The 19,827-nt window shown below is 46.4% G+C and carries 16 protein-coding genes; 3 read left to right on the top strand and 13 right to left on the bottom strand.

The features are described from left to right. Positions 1–65 precede the first annotated feature (65 nt). The 11 genes from cydC to ABD014_RS17450 all read right to left on the bottom strand — a co-directional run bounded on the left by cydC (position 66) and on the right by ABD014_RS17450 (position 14,514). Positions 66–1,910, bottom strand: coding sequence for a thiol reductant ABC exporter subunit CydC (gene cydC / locus ABD014_RS17500; RefSeq protein ID WP_379339687.1), 1,845 nt, complete (start codon positions 1,908–1,910; stop codon positions 66–68). Then, a complete protein-coding gene (cydD, locus tag ABD014_RS17495; RefSeq protein ID WP_343863129.1) occupies positions 1,897–3,639 on the bottom strand; it encodes a thiol reductant ABC exporter subunit CydD in 1,743 nt (580 codons plus the stop codon). The genes cydC and cydD overlap by 14 nt, the downstream gene beginning before the upstream one ends. Beyond that, complete coding sequence (gene cydB, locus ABD014_RS17490; protein WP_251413725.1) at positions 3,639–4,652, bottom strand: cytochrome d ubiquinol oxidase subunit II; 1,014 nt, start codon at positions 4,650–4,652, stop codon at positions 3,639–3,641. The genes cydD and cydB overlap by 1 nt, the downstream gene beginning before the upstream one ends. Further along, positions 4,642–6,042, bottom strand: a complete 1,401-nt coding sequence (locus tag ABD014_RS17485) for a cytochrome ubiquinol oxidase subunit I (RefSeq protein WP_343863128.1) — start codon at positions 6,040–6,042, stop codon at positions 4,642–4,644. Before ABD014_RS17485 ends, cydB begins: the two co-directional genes overlap by 11 nt. Before the next feature lie 279 nt (positions 6,043–6,321). Beyond that, entirely contained in the window at positions 6,322–7,986 is a 1,665-nt protein-coding gene (locus ABD014_RS17480; RefSeq protein WP_343863127.1) for a hypothetical protein, read from the bottom strand. After that, complete coding sequence (locus ABD014_RS17475) at positions 7,979–8,773, bottom strand: ABC transporter ATP-binding protein (protein ID WP_343863126.1); 795 nt, start codon at positions 8,771–8,773, stop codon at positions 7,979–7,981. The genes ABD014_RS17480 and ABD014_RS17475 overlap by 8 nt, the downstream gene beginning before the upstream one ends. 228 nt (positions 8,774–9,001) lie before the next feature. Continuing rightward, positions 9,002–10,468, bottom strand: coding sequence for a catalase (locus ABD014_RS17470; protein WP_343863125.1), 1,467 nt, complete (start codon positions 10,466–10,468; stop codon positions 9,002–9,004). 200 nt (positions 10,469–10,668) lie between these two features. Beyond that, complete coding sequence (locus ABD014_RS17465; protein WP_343863124.1) at positions 10,669–11,421, bottom strand: iron ABC transporter ATP-binding protein; 753 nt, start codon at positions 11,419–11,421, stop codon at positions 10,669–10,671. Further along, the gene (locus ABD014_RS17460) at positions 11,418–12,482 is read right to left on the bottom strand and encodes an iron chelate uptake ABC transporter family permease subunit (RefSeq protein ID WP_343863122.1); all 1,065 of its coding nucleotides are present in this window, start codon (positions 12,480–12,482) and stop codon (positions 11,418–11,420) included. Before ABD014_RS17460 ends, ABD014_RS17465 begins: the two co-directional genes overlap by 4 nt. Beyond that, a complete protein-coding gene (locus ABD014_RS17455; protein ID WP_343863121.1) occupies positions 12,479–13,486 on the bottom strand; it encodes an ABC transporter permease in 1,008 nt (335 codons plus the stop codon). Before ABD014_RS17455 ends, ABD014_RS17460 begins: the two co-directional genes overlap by 4 nt. 20 nt (positions 13,487–13,506) lie before the next feature. After that, complete coding sequence (locus ABD014_RS17450) at positions 13,507–14,514, bottom strand: siderophore ABC transporter substrate-binding protein (RefSeq protein WP_343863120.1); 1,008 nt, start codon at positions 14,512–14,514, stop codon at positions 13,507–13,509. A gap of 431 nt (positions 14,515–14,945) precedes the next feature. Here ABD014_RS17450 and ABD014_RS17445 point away from each other — a divergent pair, with 431 nt between their 5' ends. The 3 genes from ABD014_RS17445 to ABD014_RS17435 all read left to right on the top strand — a co-directional run bounded on the left by ABD014_RS17445 (position 14,946) and on the right by ABD014_RS17435 (position 18,767). Then, the gene (locus ABD014_RS17445; RefSeq protein WP_379339675.1) at positions 14,946–16,736 is read left to right on the top strand and encodes an ABC transporter ATP-binding protein; all 1,791 of its coding nucleotides are present in this window, start codon (positions 14,946–14,948) and stop codon (positions 16,734–16,736) included. Next, positions 16,733–18,562 carry an ABC transporter ATP-binding protein gene (locus ABD014_RS17440; RefSeq protein WP_343863119.1) on the top strand — a complete coding sequence of 610 codons (1,830 nt, stop codon included), beginning with the start codon at positions 16,733–16,735 and terminating at the stop codon, positions 18,560–18,562. The genes ABD014_RS17445 and ABD014_RS17440 overlap by 4 nt, the downstream gene beginning before the upstream one ends. A 73-nt stretch (positions 18,563–18,635) precedes the next feature. Beyond that, positions 18,636–18,767, top strand: a complete 132-nt coding sequence (locus ABD014_RS17435; protein WP_343863118.1) for a DUF4023 domain-containing protein — start codon at positions 18,636–18,638, stop codon at positions 18,765–18,767. Between the two features lie 67 nt (positions 18,768–18,834). On the opposite strand, the gene ABD014_RS17430 is transcribed toward ABD014_RS17435, so the two are convergent. Together ABD014_RS17430 and ABD014_RS17425 are read right to left on the bottom strand one after the other, a co-directional pair. Beyond that, complete coding sequence (locus ABD014_RS17430; RefSeq protein WP_343863117.1) at positions 18,835–19,008, bottom strand: hypothetical protein; 174 nt, start codon at positions 19,006–19,008, stop codon at positions 18,835–18,837. A 78-nt stretch (positions 19,009–19,086) separates the two neighbouring features. Then, positions 19,087–19,815, bottom strand: a complete 729-nt coding sequence (locus ABD014_RS17425) for a DUF6081 family protein (protein ID WP_343863116.1) — start codon at positions 19,813–19,815, stop codon at positions 19,087–19,089. Positions 19,816–19,827 lie beyond the last annotated feature (12 nt).

The raw sequence follows: 19,827 nt of genomic DNA, 5'->3' as shown, positions 1-19,827 counted from the left end.
CTCGACCTTTTCTATACTGTCGTTTCTAACGGAAACTACAAGCTTTATTGGGTCATATAGAAGCCCTATTCGCCAAGACGAACCGGCCGATCCAGATTATACAGGTTGCGGTAGCGCGGCTCGCGCTCCATCAATTCAGCATGAGTACCGCGCATGATAATGCGGCCATGCTCCATGAATATAATCTCGTCCATATGTTCTGCACCAACCAGATGATGCGTCACCCAGATTAACGATTTGCCGGATGTTGCTTGGAAAATCGTAGACAACAGTGCCCGTTCCGTCCGAGGGTCAAGCCCTACCGTAGGCTCATCAAGAATAAGGACTGGCGTATTCTGCAGCAGCACTCGAGCTAGTGCGATACGCTGCTGCTCCCCGCCTGAGAAGCGCTGTCCCGTCTCACGCATCGGCGTGTTCAGCCCTTCCGGAAGCGAGGCGATCAGCTCGCCCATACGGGCTTGTTCGGCAGCTTGTAGAATCTCTTCCTCATTGGCCTCCGGGCGGCCAAGCAAAATATTGTTTGCAACGGTTGTATCGAACAGATGAGGGCTCTGATTCAATACGGAGATCAGTCTCGGGATCTCCTCACCATAATCGACGGCAGCCCGATCATTAATCGTCACCGAGCCTTCCACAGGCTCGAGAGCCCCCTGAATCAGCTTAAGCAGCGTCGACTTGCCTGCACCGCTGCGCCCGATCACGGCGATTCGCTTGCCTTGAGGAATATCAATGGATACGCCATCCACTGAATTCGCTCCCTCTTCTTCGTAAGCAAATTTAACATGCTCCAGCTTCAAGTGGGCTTGCAGAGCAGACCCCGAAGAACTCTCAGCACTATTCTGCGCGGATGCCTCCTTAATCACAGGTACTTGAGCAGAATCGGAACCATCAGCAGATCTGCGACTCGGCTTATCCAGAGAATTATCCCCTGGACCTTCGCCACTTTGGCCCTCCATCCGTACCAGACGATCCAGCGACTCCTTATACTCCGGAATTCGCTCTACTGCATCTGCCACAGGCAGAAAGGCATCCGCCAGCGGGAACACAACCAGCACGAAGGCTGCGATCAAAGTAGGATCGATATGTCCGGCTGCTGCCTGTCCGGTTGACCAATAGATCATTGCAACTGCGGCCAAGCCAATGACAAGCTGGCCGATCAACCCTCTCCATCTGGACCAGACGTGCAGCTTGCGCTCCTTATTGGCAACGATCGCCTCAGCCCGTTCATAATCGGTTAGAAAATCATGATGCCGTCCGCTGATCACCCAATCGCCGATCCCCATAACCGCATCCGTCAGCTGCTGATAGAGTCCGTTGCGCTCGCGTTTTACCTCAGCATTTGTCCTTCTTGTCAGTCTCAGAGAAATATAAGGTAGCACAGCGACTAGGATTAAAATATACAGCGCAACCAAGAGAGCAAACACCACATCGAACATCCCTAGAGCCACAACGACGGTTGCATATAACACGATGGCCACCAGGCTTGGGAACACAGTACGAATATATACATTCTGAAGCTGTTCAATGTCATCGGCGAGCGCACCGAGAATATCTCCTGTCCGGTAGCGCGAACGGATGAATAGGGCTTGCGGCTCCAGTACACGGTACAGGCGAACCCGCATCCGCGACAATATGCGTAGCACTGCATCATGGCCAACTAATCGCTCCACATAATGGATGACAGACCGGCCAATGCCGAACGCCCGAACCCCAACGATAGGCACATATACCAGCAGTATATTGTAAGGCATCGTAGACGACTTGGTAATGAGATAACCCGAAGTGAACATCAGCATCGAAGCGGACAATAGAGTCAGTACACCCAGAATCAAGTACAGAGCAAAACGGCCGCTATAGAGGCGAAAATATGGTGTGATCCAACCCTGATCCGTAAGATTATCCTTCATCATATCCCTCCTGCTGCGAAACCATCAGGTGATAGAAAGCTCCCTTGCCTTCTATTAACTGTTCTGGTGTGCCGTACTCTGCCACACGACCCTGCTCCATTACGACAACTCGGTCCATATCCTGCATCCAGTGCAGGCGATGTGTGGCTAAAATGACCAATTTATGTTCAAACAGAGGGAGCATCGTCTCCTTCAGTTCATATTCCGTCTCGATATCTAGATGCGCCGTTGGCTCATCAAGCAGAATAATCGGCCGTTCGCTGAGCAAAGCCCGGGCCAATGCTACGCGCTGCTCCTGACCGCCGCTAAGCGGCCTTCCTCCGCCGCCAATTGGCTCGTCAAGCCCAAGCGGTAGACTATCCATCAAGCTCTCCAACCCGGCAGCCTTCGCCGCGCTTGCTACTTCCTCCATCGAGGCTTCCGGCCTGTTGAAGCGGATATTGTCCGCCAAGCTACTGCTGAATATATACGGCTTCTGCGGAATATACGTGATCAGATCCCTCCATCCGGAGGCGCTGAGATCACCTAATGCATGACCATTAAGCTCAAAAGTCCCGGAAGTAGGGCGCAGGAATCCGCCCAGCACATCGATCAGTGTTGACTTGCCGGCTCCGCTCTCGCCGATAATTCCTATCTTTTCAATACCACTAAAGGTCAGGTTCACATCCTCCAGAGATGCGCGCCCTGCTTCTTCATGCTTCATGCCAACCGTATGAAGCATCAGCTTGCTCTCCGGCTTCCAGCTAAAATCGGCATCTGCAGGAACAACCGCTGCTTTCGCAGATTCCTTCTCTGCTTCATTAATAATGCTCTCCATCGCTTCTCCAGCTTCCTTGCCGTCAAGCGTCGCATGATAATCCGCACCGACCATGCGCACCGGCAGGAAATATTCCGGAGCTAGAATCAGCACCGTCAAACCAGTAAGCAATGTCATTCGCCCATCGATAAGCCTTAGGCCAAGGCTGACGGCAACCGAAGCGACTGACAGCATCGTGAAGAAATCGAGCGCGAACGAAGACAGAAACGCAACGCGAAGCGTCCGCATCGTGGCCGAACGATAAGAGTTGCTGACCCGGTCTATCGATTCGATATGTGTGCGGCTGCGCCCAAGGAACTTGAGCGTCTCCAATCCGCGCAGCGAATCTACGAAATGATTCGATAACATCCGGTACGACTCCCATTGACGATCCATCTGTTTACGAGCCGCAAGCCCAATCAGAATCATAAAGATGATCAGGATCGGCATCGTCACCGTCAGGATAACCCCGGAGGTCACATCCAGTGTAAATACATAGGCTAGAATCAGAATCGGTGTAACTCCTGTAGCCAGCATCCGCGGCAGGAACAGCTCCAAATATTTGCGGAACTTGGCAACCCCTTCAAGAATCAGCGTTACCAAGTTGCCTGTTCCTTCACGGCCGGCGAACCTCGGCCCAAGCTCGAACAGCTTGGACAGCACGCGCTCCCGAAGAGCGCTCCCCGTCTGCTCGGCGAAGCGAAAGGCAAGCTTCTGCTCAGCCAGTCCACATAGCTGCCGAACAAGAAAAGCAAACAGGAACAAGCCAACTGTTCCGGCCTGTTCCTGTAGCTTGGCGCCGGCAAACAGAGCGGATACCGCTTCCGCAAGCCATTTTGCCTGCAATATAATCGCTATCGTCTGAATAAAGGTCAAGCCGGCCATTAAGCATAAGACCGGCTTGATTCCTTTGAACTTCATTAGTCCCTTACCCATTAGTATTCCAAATGCTCCTTCTCATGAACACGCTTATGGAAAACGAAATAACTCCAAATTTGATACCCCAATACGAATGGAAGCAGCGACAATGCCACGATCGTCATGACCTTCAGCGAATAGTTCCCGGAAGATGCATTATAGACCGTCAGTGAGAAAGTCTCGCTAATCGAACTCACCATAACGCGTGGGAATAAACCAACGAACACGCCAGAGATCGAGAGAGCGATCAATGTCCCTGTCATGCCGAACGCCCAGCCATCTCTCTGCTTGGAAATGAACCATCCAGCCAAGAGGAAGGCAACGAGGCCAACGACAGCGAGCAAGGTAAGCGGCAAGCCTCGAACTTCAAATACATCGGTCTGGAAGTAAGTCATAACTGCAAAGATCACGAACAATGCAGCCAGCGGAATCAACATGGTCTTGGCCAGCTTGCGAGCCCGCTTCTGTAGATCTCCTGTTGTCCGCAGCGAGGCGAACAGCAGACCATGCACCAAACATAACACAACTACCGTAATTCCGCCAACCAATGTATACAGGTTGACCATATCGAATAATCCGGCCTTCATCTCCATATCTCCGTCGATCGGCAAGCCCTTGAGCAAGCCGGAGAACACAACGCCGAGCAGGAACGGTGGCAGTAGACTGCCACAGAAGATTGACAAATCCCAGGCTGCCTTCCACTTGGTGTTATCGACCTTGCCGCGGAATTCAAACGCTACGCCGCGGGCAATGAGTGCGAGCAGCAATACGACCAGCGGAGTATAGTAGCCACTGAACATCGTCGCATACCAGTTCGGAAATGCCGCGAACATTGCACCACCGGCTGTAAGCAGCCAGACTTCGTTAGCGTCCCAGAACGGGCCAATCGAGTTAATCAGCACCCGGCGTTCCATATCATTCTTAGCCAGAAAACGCGTACTCATACCAATACCGAAGTCAAAGCCCTCCAGGAAGAAAAAGCCGATAAACAATACGGCGACCAATACAAACCAAAGCTCATTAAGAGACATGGTATCCCTCCTTAGAGAATGGATCGATCGAATGGCTATCATCGGTACCCTCAGCATAAGGGCCTTTTTTAATCGTTTTGACGAATAGATAGACCATCGAAATTGCAAGCACAGTGAAAATAGCGGTAAATGCAATCAGTGAGAACAGGAGCTGCCCTGATGTTACACTTGGCGATACACTGTCCTTCGTCTGCATTAACCCGAATACCGTCCACGGCTGACGACCGATCTCCGTCATGATCCAACCTGCCGTGTTCGCGATGAACGGAAGTGAAATTGACCATAGCATAATTCTATAGAACCATGTATTCTTGTTATCCAGTTTCTTGCGCCATGCCAGATATGCCCCGTATAGCGATAGCACGATCATTAGCGACCCAGCCGCTACCATGATGCGGAAGCTCCAGAATGTAGTGCGCACCGGTGGAATATAATCCCCAGGACCGTAGGTTTGTTCATACTCCGCCTGTAGTTCGTTCATCCCCTTAACTTCACCGGAGAAGCTGCTGTAAGACAGGAAGCTGAGCATATACGGAATTTTGATCTCAAAAGAATTCTTACCCGTCTCTGGGTTAATATGTGCATAAACCGTCCACGGAGCCGGATCACCGCTCTTTCCCCACAATCCTTCAGTTGCGGCCATCTTCATCGGCTGAGTCTTAACCAAGTACTGAGCCTGTTGGTGACCATAGAGAGCTGTCCCGAAGGAAGCGATCAAACCGACGATTACGCCGATCTTGAACGATTTCTTGAAGAACTCCATATCTTTACGACGCAGCAGCTTATAAGCACTGATCCCTGCGATCATGAATGCACCTGTTGAGAATGCACCCAGCACAGTATGAGGGAATTCAACCCATAGCTGGCCGTTACCGATCAAAGCGAAAAAGTCATTCATTTCTGCTCGCCCATTGTTTATTTCAAAACCAACCGGACGTTGCATAAATGAGTTTGCTGCCAGAATCCAGAAGGCTGATACAGTCGTTCCAATAGCGACGAGCCAGATGCATAGCAAATGAACTCGCTTTGACAATCTCTCCCACCCAAAAATCCATAATCCGATGAAGGTCGACTCCATAAAGAAGGCAAACAGAGCCTCCACCGCGAGCGGAGCGCCAAATACGTCACCGACAAAGCGTGAATAATCGGACCAGTTCATTCCGAACTGGAACTCCTGAATAATCCCGGTAACAACACCTACAGCAAAGTTAATGAGGAACAGCTTGCCCCAGAATTTTGCCATGCGCTTGTATTCTTCTTTGCCCTTGACTACGTACATCGTCTCCATGATTGCGATCAGAAGAGCCAGACCGATAGACAACGGAACGAAGAAGAAGTGAAAAATTGTCGTCACCGCAAACTGAAGTCGTGCAAGCACTAACGGATCCATAATTTTTCTTCCCTACTTTCATTCATTTATTAACTAATGTGAATTCTATCACGGAAAAATGAAAGTGAACGTTCAAAATTTAATAATTTTGTGACGAGAATCACATGATAAATATCACAAAGGGATTTTTATCACATAAACGCTGTGATGACGCGGGTTTGGGACTCTCTTCCAAATTGTGAAACTTTTTTGTCTGACTCAGAGTCGTAAATAAAAACAGGTGAATCCAGCCTATTTTTGGCTCTCTTCACCCGACTCATTTTTATCATTTTCAAGTGGTTATTCTTGGCCGACCCTTCGAGTTAATTTGCCAAACAACTTACGGTTCGGGTGCCATACAAAGAAATTAAGCACAATCAGCAGCAGTGTGTATGCATAAACCCCATAATGGATTCGGGTCATAACTAAATGCAGAACTCCAAAACCTCCAAGCAGCAGCATTAAGGGGAGAGTCTTTATCCCCGCACTCTGCTGTACAGCCTCGAACGGCCGGGAAAAAGGTAGATTATTATGCAGGAGGAAGTGACAAACCGCTGTATACAGTAGCATTCCTAATCCTGCAGTAATCAAATCCGGAATAATGACGACCCCGAACAAGAAGCAAAATATAATGCCCTGTAAAATGAACAGCGGCATGATCAAGCGGACAAATGCAGCTACTAACGTCCCCCTGTATATTTGCACCTTATCGCTGATCGGCAGTGCTTTATATATCCAGGAGGCTTTATATTTGCTGGAATACTGAAGCATCATGATAATTGTAGAGATCATCGCCCCGGAGAAATAAATGAACAAGTATTTCCCGGTTCCCCTGAGCTCTGAGATACCGCCTCCCAGCCCGGAGCCAAATAGAAAGATAAACGGGAATATAATCGAGAATCCGAGGATGGGATACACTTTAAGCTTGAAATCCCGTTCATTTCCCATCATCGACCAGGCCAAGCGGAAGAACCCTTGCTCCTGCGGGCTAGAACAGAATATGCGGGACAACCAATAAGGCAGCCTCCCTCTTCCTCTGGAAGGTCGCCCTCCTGGATCGGCCAGCTTCTGCAGGTGGCGTTCCATCGAAGGCATCAGCCGGATATAGATCATAAAGGCCAGGATCGGTATAACGAGACCGAGCAGGGAGAATACAGTGAATATTAAATTCCCGTTGCGATGAAGCACGCTCTCGAACGGTGCCGCGAACCATACCGGTATGATATAGAATTGATACCACTTAGGCTGGATAGTGACCTGAATATCGATAAGATTAAACATTCGCGACAGCAACTGGTACCCTATCGTCATGGCGATCGTAAGTCCAATTTGGACATAGTTGATAATATCCTTCAGCTTCTCGCCATCAAAAAATTTAAGTACGGTTAAATAGATCAATGCAGTGAGAGCTACAATGAGCAGATTCATAAGAATAAGCTCAACCACAAATATTAGAAAAAATACGATCCCATACTTAATTAATGCCGTAGCAAGTGGTATAGAAGCAATCGCCCCTGTCAGCATGATCAAGTAAATACATATATGCAGCGCCTTGGCCATCGCCAATGTCCGACGATGCACCGGTTTCGTGGCCAGTATGTTGCGATCACGAATATCCAGCAGTACGGATGAAAAGTCGGAAATGAGCGAAGTCATAATGATAAACATCAGGATGCCGAAGGTCAGGCTCATCTGAAAAAAGTAGTTATCTCCCACCCACATGAAAACAGAGCATAGTGCGCCATAAATGGCGTAAACCCATAAAGAGCGCACAAATTGATTCCGCTCGTTCATGGTCGAACTATCGCTTGATTGCTTCGACTTGCCTACTATCGTAGGTACTCTCCGAGCATCCATCGTCAGCTTCACTTGTAGAATGCGCCGCATGACAGGATAATCGATGCCTAGCCGAGAGAATAAGCCTTGAAGCCGATCAAGAAGCTTCAGGGACCTTGGCTCATACATCCGCCTCACCTCTCACAATGGCTACGAATTGCTCAGCAATCTGTTTATGCTCATTGAAGCCTGTCAACTGATTGAATATCTGCTCCAGTGATCCCTCCTGACTCTTTCCCTTCAGCTCTTCGAAGCTGCCATCCGCGACAACTCGTCCCCCATCGAGCAGAATAATGCGGTTGCTAATCTTCTCCACTACATCCATCATGTGCGAGGAATAAAAGATCGTCTTGCCCGACGCAGCCAGCAACGCCAATATCTCCTTCACTACCATAACGCTGTTAGCGTCAAGGCCGCTAAGCGGCTCATCCAGAAACAGAATATCCGGATTATGCAGCAGGCTGGATATGATCAGCACCTTCTGCTTCATCCCTTTGGAGAAGGATGCAATGCGCTGATTGAACACCTGTTCCAGCCCGAAACGATTCATCAATTTTTGCGCCTTATACTCCGCTTCTTCCATAGATAGACCATACAACTCTCCAATGAAGGTCAAGTACTCTCGAGGTGTTAGTGTATCGTACATCTCAGCAACCTCCGGTACATAACCGATTCTGCGTTTATACTCTATGTCTCCAGCGTCAGGGCTCTGGCCTATTATGCTGACTTCACCTGAATATTCACCCACAAGGCCGAGCATGATCTTCACAGTCGTGCTCTTCCCAGCCCCATTCGGTCCAATGTACCCGATAATTTGTCCAGGGTAGACATCCAGATCGACCCCGTTAAGTACGTAACGATCCCCGTAGCGCTTACGCAAATCACGAATGGTTATGATTGGCATTACACTGTTCATCGCTTCATCTCCTTTAAATCGAATTGGAGGGATAGTTCCATTTGGATCATTATGTTAGATTATACGTTCTTGGTTCAATCTTGCTTCACTATATCATGACTTCAGATAGTTTCGTAGGATCGAATTAGGATAATTCAGTTACCGATAGGAGGATATACAGCAAAGAACCGCCGAGAATTATCGGCGGTTCTTCTCGATTCTAATATCGATTTATTAATTCAATATATTCTACCTGTATCTTTTCCCTTGAGGCATAAATCCACTAATGTCAACGCCAAGCTCTTGGGCCAATCGCATGCCATATCCATTGTCAGCGCGGAAGAAATTGCAGATCGCCCGCAATTGAATCTGCTCATTTGTCTGGCGCAGGTCACTCACCAGATTAGAGAACAGGTGGTCTCGTTCCTCGGCTGTGAAGCTGCGGTACAGTTCCCCTGCCTGCGTGAAATCGTCTGTCTTGGCAATCCGTTCACGGCTCGCCTGACCACTCAGCGGCGCTACACTATCCTGATACTCTGGCGCTTCCTTAGGACTGTCCTCGAAGCTATTCGGTTCGTAGTTGACAGGTGAAGGGTCCTGCTTCACATTCATCAAGCCGTCACGCTGATGATTGCGTACTGGAGCATATGGGCAATTCACCGGAATCTGCAAATAGTTAGCTCCAAGACGGTAGCGCTGTGTATCCGGATAAGAGAACAGACGCCCTTGCAGCAGCTTATCCTCAGAGGGCTCAATTCCCGGCACGAGTACGCTCGGTGAGAAGGCAACCTGTTCGACTTCAGCAAAATAATTGACTGGATTCCGGTTCAACGTCATCGCGCCAACCTTAACGAGCGGGTAATGATCCTCCGGCCATACCTTGGTAGGATCAAGCGGATCGAAGCCCCAGCGGTCCAGATCCTCCACCGGCATCAACTGCACATTTAGCTCCCATTGCGGGAAATCCCCTTGTTCAATATGATCGTGCAGATCACGGGTCGCATGGTTGAAATCACGCCCCTGTACCTCCTGTACCTGCGCAGCCGACAGATTTCTTACACCTTGCTTTGATCTCCACGTATACTTCACATACGTCATCTTGCCCTCAGCATTGATCCATTTAAAAGCGTGAACACCAAAGCCGTCCATTTGCCGGTAATTAGCAGGAGTGCCGTTATCCGAGAATAACCAGGTCATCATATGCGTCGATTCCGTAGATAAAGTCATGAAGTCCCAGTAGCGAGCCGGATCCTGAATATTCGTATTCGGGGCCGGCTTCAGCGAGTGTACCATATCCGGGAATTTGATCGCGTCGCGGATGAAGAAGACAGGAAGATGGTTCCCGACCAGATCGTAGTTGCCCTCCTCCGTATAGAACTTGACTGCGAAGCCCCGTGGATCACGGGCCGTCTCCGGTGAGCCTGTTCCATGAATGACTGTAGAGAAACGGACGAATACTGGAGTCTCACGGCCAGCCTCTTGCAGGAAATGAGCCTTCGTATACTCCGACATGCTCTGTTCCGTCACAAATACGCCGTGCGCCCCCGCGCCCCGGGCATGAACGACACGCTCTGGAATTCGTTCACGATCGAAATGTCCCAGCTTCTCCAGCAGGTGATAATCCTCGAGCAATGTCGGCCCTCTCTGTCCTGCTGTACGTGAGTTCTGATTATCGCCAACCGGAGCGCCTTGATTTGTCGTTAATCGGTTATTCATATATAATTCATCCTTTCAGATTTTCTATATTTAGACTTATTCTAAGTTCTAAAATAAATTCTAACATTTTCACCTGAAATTTTGCGTGTAGATCATATGTAATTCATATGTAGGTCAGATGAAGATCCATGAAGATTTATAAATTCTATTTATAAAAAAAAGAGCGAAGCCCCTGGCTCCGCCCTACATTTGTGTATCCACTAATAAATCGCTATTGGCCCATAAGGACCATCGATAATTTCTATTTTCGTTTCAAAAATATCTGTCAAAACTTTTGGATCCATAACCTCTTCTACTGTTCCAAAAGCGGCAATTTGTCCATCTTTCATAGCACAAATTCTATCAGAATATTTGGCTGCAAAATTGATATCATGCATAACCGTCAGAATTGTTCTTCCAAATTCATTAGCAGCAAGCCTCAAATGCTCCATCATTTGAACAGAGCGGGCAACATCAAGATTGTTCAGAGGCTCATCTAAAAGGACGTATTCCGTCTCTTGGCACAACACCATTGCTACATATGCCCTTTGCCTTTGACCACCAGAAAGCTCATCTAAATATCTATTCTCCAGATCAGTCAAGTCTAAAAAATCGATATATTTAGAAATAATAGCCTCATCCTCTTTAGTTAGTCTTCCCTTTGAATAAGGAAAACGTCCAAACCCAGCTAGTTGTCTAACAGTAAGCTTCGTTACAAAATGATTTTCTTGTCGCAATATAGTCACGATCTTTGCTAAGTCTTCTGATTTCGATTTAGAAACATCCATGTTGGCCACTTTAATTTGGCCCTCATCCATACCCAAAAGTCTTCCGATCATCAGAAGTGTCGTGGACTTTCCAGCGCCATTTGGCCCAATTAACGAAGTAAGACCCGCTTTTGGTATTTCAATATTCAAAGGTCCTATGTTTACCTCATTATTATACAACTTTCTAACATTATCAATTTTTATCATAGAGCCCTCTTCCTTAAGACTACAATTAGAAATGTTATTCCACCAAACAGTTCAATAATAACTGAAACCACACCTTGAGCATTGAATATATGGTACATAAAAAAGTATGCAGCTGTGATTATCAGAAATCCGATAGCAAAAGCCATTGGAAAAATATATTTGTGATCATACGTTGGTGCTGCTAGATAACTCAAAGTTGCAACTAAAAATCCATAGAAAGTAAGTGGTCCAACTAAAGCCGTTGAAATGGACATCAAAATAGCAACTAATACAAGAGTATAAATTACGCCAAATCTATGATTAACTCCCAAAGAAGGGGAGACATCTTTCCCAAGTGACAATACATTTAATTTCTTGGAATAAGCAAAAATAAGGAATGCTACAATGATTACAATCGGAATTGCAATAGGAAAATAGCCAGCATCCGCATTATTGACAGAAGCAAACAATCTTGCCTGTAAAATATCAAACTCAGACGGCGCAAGAAGTCTTCTCATAAAAGATGATACAGACTTCAGCCCAATTCCAATAATAATTCCGACCAAAAGCATAATTTGTAAATTTCCATACTTTCCAGAAAGCAACCATCCATATAGTATCAAAGAAAGCAAAACCATAAGCACAACTTGAAATACGAATGATCCAACACCAGTAAAACTTATAAATGCACTAACACCAAAGAAAAACATGGTACTAGTATGAATTGCTGAGTAAAGTGATTCAAAACCTAAAAGTGAAGGAGTTATAATCCTATTATTCGTAATTGATTGGAAAGCAACGGTCGCCAAACTCTGACAAATTGCTGCAATAATCATTGCACCAACAGCTACCATCCTTCTTTTAACAACTGGAATGAAAGAAGGAGAATCTACTGGGACTGGATTGTTATAAACCAAAAGTCCATACGCTGAAAGAATGCCCAAAGCAATCAATGCTATCAGCAAAATCCAATAACGTTTTTCTTCCTTCTTAGAACGAAAAGCTCTAGCTGATCTATTTTTATGATGAAGGCTAGGATTGATTTTGACATTTTCTTTATTGCTATATTCTAATGTGCTCATCTTAGCCTCCGTTGTCTCAATAAAATAACAATAAATACGACTGCTCCAACTGTTCCAAGAATTAAAGAGACAGGTACTTCAAAAGGCATTATAATTGTTCGAGAAATAATGTCACAAACCGTTATAGTACCCATTCCTAACACACATACCCAAGGCAAATTACTCCTCAGATCATCTCCTCTATACATTGAAACAATATTGGGTACAATTAGCCCTAAAAAAGGTAGATTCCCAATAACAGCTGCAACAATTCCAACTGCAAAAGAAATGAGACCCGTACCTAGAAGAACGATCCTATTATAATTTACTCCAAGACTTGTTGAAACATCTTCCCCTAGTCCAGCTATAGTCAACCGATCAGCAAACATAAAAATAAGAAAAGTAATGATAATAATGAACCATAAATATTCATATCTCCCAACTTGGACTGGTGCAAAAGAACCTACAAACCAAGTTTCAATATTTTGCGTCATTTTAAAAACGAGGCCAACAAAAGTGGAAACTGCAGAAATAATTGCTCCAAGCATCATCCCAATAATCGGAACAATTAAAGACGAACGAAGTCTAACTCTTCTTAAAAACAAAAAGAAAATCATCGTTCCTACAAAAGAAAAGAGGATTGCACCTGTCATTCTTAGAACTAAAGATGGGGCAGGAAATAATATATAAACAAGAAGAAGTCCCAAACCTGACCATTCAATTGTTCCTGTTGTGGTAGGTTCGACTAAACGATTCTGTGTAATAAGCTGCATTACGAGTCCTGCCATGGACATGGCAGCTCCAGTAAGCATTAGTGCAGCTGTTCTTGGAACACGAGTTATGAAGAACATATCCATTCCATCCTCTTGTCCCTTTATATCATAAGCTCCAGTAAACAGTGATATAATTCCTAAAATAATAACAACTATAATCGCTAATATAAAAGGCTTTGTCCATATTTTATTGTGGTTATAAAGCTGGGGCTGAGAATTATTCTCAACCCCGACAATTATATTTTTCGGCACTATGGTTATGCTCCTTTAAACTACTTAGCTAAAGTATTTGCAAGGTTTTCAAATACCTCTATAAAAGTTTGGATGGATTCATTTGTGTAAGTGTCATTTGGTGCATAAACAATCTGCCCTTTAGAAACAGCCGTTACGTTTTTAAGAGCAGGTGAATGATCAATAACATCCTGAGCCGGAACGGCATCCGTTGTAGAAGATACTGCAGCATCACGATCTAGTACGAAAAGCCAATCAGGATTACTTTGCGCAATAGCTTCAACAGAAACTTCATCACCTTGATGATCTGAAGAGGAACCGTCAACTTCTAATGCTGGAACCCATCCGAAGATTTCATACATTGGTCCCCAAACACGTCCAGAATGAGGAGCTGAAAAACCAATATTTCCACCAGAAACTACAACACTCATAACTGTATCTGTTCCATTATATGCAGACTTAGCACCTTCAACAGCTTTATCAAAATCAGCTACCAATTGTTTAGCCTCTTCATTTTTATCAAAAATTTTCCCCAAAGAGATTGTAGAATCCTTAAGTCCATTTATTAAGTTTTCTCCCGGTGTAGCAGCTTTCTCAGAAACATCAAAATTAAGATCAATAACAGCTGCATTTGGCACTAATTTTTTTATCTCTTCATAGTAGCTAGCAAATCTTTGACCGATAATTACAAGTTCAGGGTCTGCCGCAGCTAAAATTTCAAGATTTGGTTCACGATGATTTCCAATATTTTGAACCGAATCATCCTTTACATATGGTGAATCCGCAGGCATTACATCCTTTGGAGCAGCCGCTAATTTAATTCCCCAATCAGATAAAGTTTCAAAAGTCCTACTATCCAAAGAAATTACATTTTTTGGGTTTACAGGAACAGTAACAGTTCCATAAGCATCAGTGATTTCAACCGTGGAAGGTTTCTCAGATTGATTCGATGCGGCAGGTTGATTATTTGAATTCGAGCAAGCTGATAAGACCAAAGCAAAAATGGCAAGCATGGCAACCGTTAATTTAAAGTAATTAGATTTTCTCATATATCCTCCTAAGATATAAGCTTAATAGGCAAGCAAATTATTGAATTAATGAAATTAATATCTATGTTATATTTTTATGTGCTTATTCAGTTGGCCGCTGACGAGAGCGATTAAACTGATCAAGGCAGCGCCGAAGACCAACGTCTTATGGTGGTAAGTATTTAACCCTTACTTTCCTTCCCCTGGCCTGGAGGAAGTCAAAGTTGATGCTGCCGGCAAGACAGACGGATCCGATAAATCAATAATGATAATCATTATCAATTAATCAAATTATACTGTCACCTTTTTTACATTGTCAACCATTTAAAATTTTTCAGATCTATTGTGGGAACGTATGTTTTCTATTACAATTCTAATAGGTAAAAAAAGGGACGTGCTGAATATCAGATAACGCTCCTACCATGATGTCTATATTTGAGAGGAGCGTCGCGATGGCCGAGATTCAATCCTCCCCTGCTTCAATCACAGGACGCAAACGGCGTGCTTGGGGAGATTATTACGAGATGTTAGGAAAATATGTACTACCGCACCGCAAACTTATGTTCTGGCTCACCCTGCTGCTGATCTTTTCGATCGGACTCCAACTTATTAATCCACAAATTATCCGCTATTTCATTGATGCTGCCCAAGGACAGGGAAGCTTGTACAATCTGTACTATGCCGCAGCTCTATTTATCGGCTTCTCGTTATTTCAGCAGATCGTGTCAGTATGCGCCGCGTATTTCAGTGAGAATCTGGGCTGGACGACAACTAACCAACTTAGAGCCGATCTAGTGGAACACTGCCTCGGGCTCGATATGTCGTTTCATAAGACACACACTTCAGGTTCGCTTATAGAGCGGGTCGATGGCGACGTGAACGCGCTGGCGAACTTCTTCTCCAGCTTCATCATTCACCTACTGGGCAATATCGTGCTGATGCTGGGAATCCTGCTGCTCCTGTTCCGCGAGAATATTTGGATTGGCATGGCAATGTGCCTGTTCGTCGTAAGTGCCATGTTCGTGATTCAGAAGATCCGCAAATTCACAGTCCCTGTCTGGACACGCTGGAGGAGCTTAAACGCAGAGTTCTACGGTTTCATCGGCGAGCAGCTCGAAGGCACTGAGGATACACGGGCCAACGGTGCGGCGGGCTATGTAATGAATCGCTTCTATAATCTCTCCCGTCGGATGCTGCCCGTGCGGGTTCGTGCCTTTATGGGGTTCTGCATGATGTGGAGCACAACCATACTCGTGTTCACACTTGGAAACGCTGCCGCCTTTATAATCTGTTATTACTTATGGAAACGAGGAGAACTGACCATCGGTTCCGTATATCTTGTGTTCTACTATACCGAGCTACTGGCCAAGCCGATTGAGAAGATTCGTACCCAACTCGAAGACCTGCAAAAAGCTGATGCCAGCCTAGTCCGTGTCCGCGAGCTGCTAAATACAAAATCGAAGATTATCGACGGCCCAGGTGCACCTCTACCGCAGGCCCCGCTAAGCGTCGAATTTGATAGTCTCACCTTCTCCTATGAAGAGGACGGAGATCCTACATTACATAGGCTCAGCTTCGATTTGAAACCTGGCCAAACGATGGGCCTGCTCGGAAGAACGGGGAGCGGCAAGACTACCATTGCCCGCCTTCTGCTGCGCTTCTATGATCCGCAGGAAGGACGCATCAAGCTGTCCGGTATCGATATTAGAGATTGCAAGCTGCATGAATTAAGACAGGGAGTCGCGATGGTGACACAAAATATTGAGATCATGGAAGGAACCGTGAGGGACAATCTAACCCTGTTCGATACTGATATTCAGGATGAGACCATTGTGTCCGTTCTAGAAGAGCTGGGCCTTAAGGAATGGTACGCAGCGCTGCCGGATGGCCTTGATACCATACTGGCTTCTGGCGGCGGTAGCTTATCAGCAGGAGAAGCTCAACTGCTCGCCTTCGCCCGGGTATTTCTTACAAATCCCGGACTGGTCATCCTAGATGAAGCTTCATCCCGGCTTGATCCGTTAACGGAGAATCGAATTGAAGCGGCGATCAGCAAGCTGCTTGAGGAGCGAACCTGCATCATAATCGCACATCGCTTATCTACCGTGCAGCGCGCCGATCAAATCCTTATTCTTGAGAATGGCCGAATATTGGAGAAGGGCGAGCGGAAAGAACTGGCCGCGGATCCAGATTCCCGGTTCAGCCGCATGTTGGCTGTTGGATTAGAGGAGGTGCTGGCATGAAGACACGTCACTTTTTCTGGAGATTGCTAACCTATCGTCCTATCCTCTACCTGACGAACCTATTGATGTGGACGATCGTGCATATGATTCCGTTGCTGCCAGGGCTAGCTACTAAAGCCTTTTTCGATCAGTTGGAAGGTAATATTACCTTTCCATATGGGGTATGGGGAATCGTCGCCCTGCTGATTAGTGCCACACTGGCAAGAATCATGTTCATTGCACTAGGATTTCTGACTGATGCACGGTTCCGGTTTCGCATCAGCATGTTGATGCGCCGCAACCTGCTGGCGCACGTATTGAAACAGCCTGGAGCCAGGGCCATTCCTTGCTCACCGGGCGAAGGAATTAGTAACTTCCGTGATGATATCGATCAAACGGAGGAAGCGGTAAGCTGGTCAGTAGATGGATTGGGCTTGGCTGGTTTCGCGATCGTCGCTAGCTTTATTCTTATATCGATCGATGCACAGATGACCTTCTTCGTATTTGTTCCACTGATTCTGGTCGTCTGTACGGCCCAATTCGCAACCTCGCGAATTCAGAAGTATCGTGCCGCCAGCAGGGAAGCTACAGCGAAAGTCACCGGTTCGATCAGTGAAATGTTCGGCAATGTTCAGGCCATTCAAGTGGCTGGTGCAGAAGCGCGCATCGTTGGGCGGTTTGTCAAGCTTAGCGATCAGCGCAGAAAGACGATGGTTAAGGATAAACTGATTACAGAAGCTTTGTCCTCTATTTTTACTAATTCTGTCAATCTTGGAACTGGCCTGATCCTCATCTTGGCGGGTTACAAAATGCGCAGCGGAGCTTTTACAGTAGGCGACTTGTCCCTATTTATATATTATTTAACCTTCGTTACTCAGCTCATTGGTAATGTAGGTAACTTCATGACATACTACAAGCAGATGACTATCAGCTTTGGACGTTTGAAGAATATGCTGCAAGGTACTCATGCTTCTGCGCTAACTAAGCCAGCTTATATCGGCATTGGCAAGGACCATGAGAAAGATGCTGAAGCATCTAACTATATTCAGAATGGGCCGATTAATGAAAAGAACCAAGTTGAATTCAAGCCGCTAGAGCATTTGCAGACACGTTCGCTGACTTACCGCTATCCTGAGACCGGACGTGGTATCCATAACATTGATCTTAACTTGACCCGCGGTTCATTTACGGTCATCACCGGCATGATCGGTTCAGGTAAGACGACATTGGTCCGCTCCCTGCTTGGACTGTTACCGGCTGAATCCGGTGAGATCATCTGGAACGGACAGACCGTATCCAACCCAGCCGACTTCTTCGTCCCTCCGCATAGCGCGTATACTTCGCAAATTCCGCGCTTGTATAGCGACAAGTTGAAACATAACATTTTGCTTGGCGAACCGGAGACCGCAGATAAATTAGAGCAGTCTATTTATACCGCTGTCATGGAGGACGATATCAGCAACCTGCAGGATGGCCTGGATACGATGGTTGGTCCACGCGGCGTCAAGCTGTCGGGTGGTCAGGCTCAACGGACAGCGACCGCACGCATGCTTGCACGTGATGCACAGCTCTATGTGTTCGATGACCTATCCAGCGCGCTCGATGTCGAGACAGAACGGATCCTATGGGAGCGGATATTTAGTGAACGCAGCGATGCCACCTATTTAGTCGTATCCCATCGCAAAGCGGCGCTCACACATGCCGATCACATCATCGTGCTTAAGGATGGAACAATCGAAGCGGAAGGCACTGTTGATCTCCTGCTTGAAACCAGTCAGAGCTTCCGTGAACTCTGGTACGGCGAGAATACGGAACAAGACATAATTACGAAGAACCATTCGGGATGAAAAGCAGCTAATTGAGGCATAGTAACGTCTGATACTGATCTTTCGAATACGCGAATTAGGGAGGATCTTTCAGATGGATAATACGCATGAATTTGTCGAGAAGCTGCATGATAAACAAGCCAAAGACGAGGCTAATAAACGGCGCCAAGGTAAGGGAAATCCTGCCGGGCAGCTTCCCACTAAAAGACACGGTACACAAAAATAATTGATGGAAAGTAACGAGGAGCCGCCTTGCAGCTAAGCAGCAAGAACGGCTCCTTCATTCTTAATCATTAACCGCGAAACTTATCTGTCCCTGATATAAAATCGTCAACAGTTCCATTTCCGCGCTTGGAATGGTTCTTCATCTGGCTAAGACGTCCAGCCCCGCCTTCTCCGCCATTCCCGGTTGAAGCATTCTGCCCATTGCTGCTGCCATTGCCAGCTTTCCGCTCACGCTTTGCCATGTTACGGTTCACCTCCATATAATGAATGGAATCGCTAATTAGCGTCTGCTCCGGCAGCGGTTTTTATTCTTACAAAGCCTATTCCTTAATCGTCACTGTCACTGGTGAATATTCAGCGATTACGGTTTGACCGTGAACGGATACACTGCCTTCTGGTGAAATATCCTTCTCAGTCATGATGCCCAAGGCAATTGTAAAGCGGTTGAACTTAATCGGAACACCACTCTCCCGGCGCACTTCTTTCCCGTTGAGATAGAAGATAACCTCATCTTCAGCACGATTATAAGTGATTTTATAAGTATTGAATTCACGGGCTTTGAAGTCCGTATCCTCCTTGAACACGCAAAAGTACTTCGTCTTGTCACTGTCCGGCACCTTCACACCCGGGAATGGCAATACTGCGTAGACACTCGCGTATTTATCATTACCTGCGAAGAAATCCAGCGCCGCACCCGTCGTGAAGTCAAGCAGGTTCAGCGACACATAACCATCGTATAGATCGCCAGGCACCGTATTCTGTGTACGGGCACGAATTTGCAATTCGAAGCTGACCTCGCCCTCTTCTGGAACAACGACATCCTCAACGGAATAATACATATGCTTGGCATTGTCGAGAATTTGAATTTGATTGTTCTGACGGCTTAATGGTGCACGGACATACAGAATTCCATTGCGTACAATGACAACCGCCTCAGGCTCACGGTATTCCCAGAACGAACCGTCGGGCAGCGGAAAACCGCCCATTTTCCAGACTTGTCCTTCATTTAAAATCGTATGAAAATCTCCGAATATTTTTTGCTCTTCCATGTAGGTTCGTCT

This window comes from Paenibacillus motobuensis (assembly GCF_039521865.1).
Taxonomy (GTDB): Bacteria; Bacillota; Bacilli; order Paenibacillales; family Paenibacillaceae; genus Fontibacillus; species Fontibacillus motobuensis.
The sequence above is the reverse complement of the archived record's forward strand: the minus strand, read 5'-3'. Positions and strand labels throughout refer to the sequence as shown.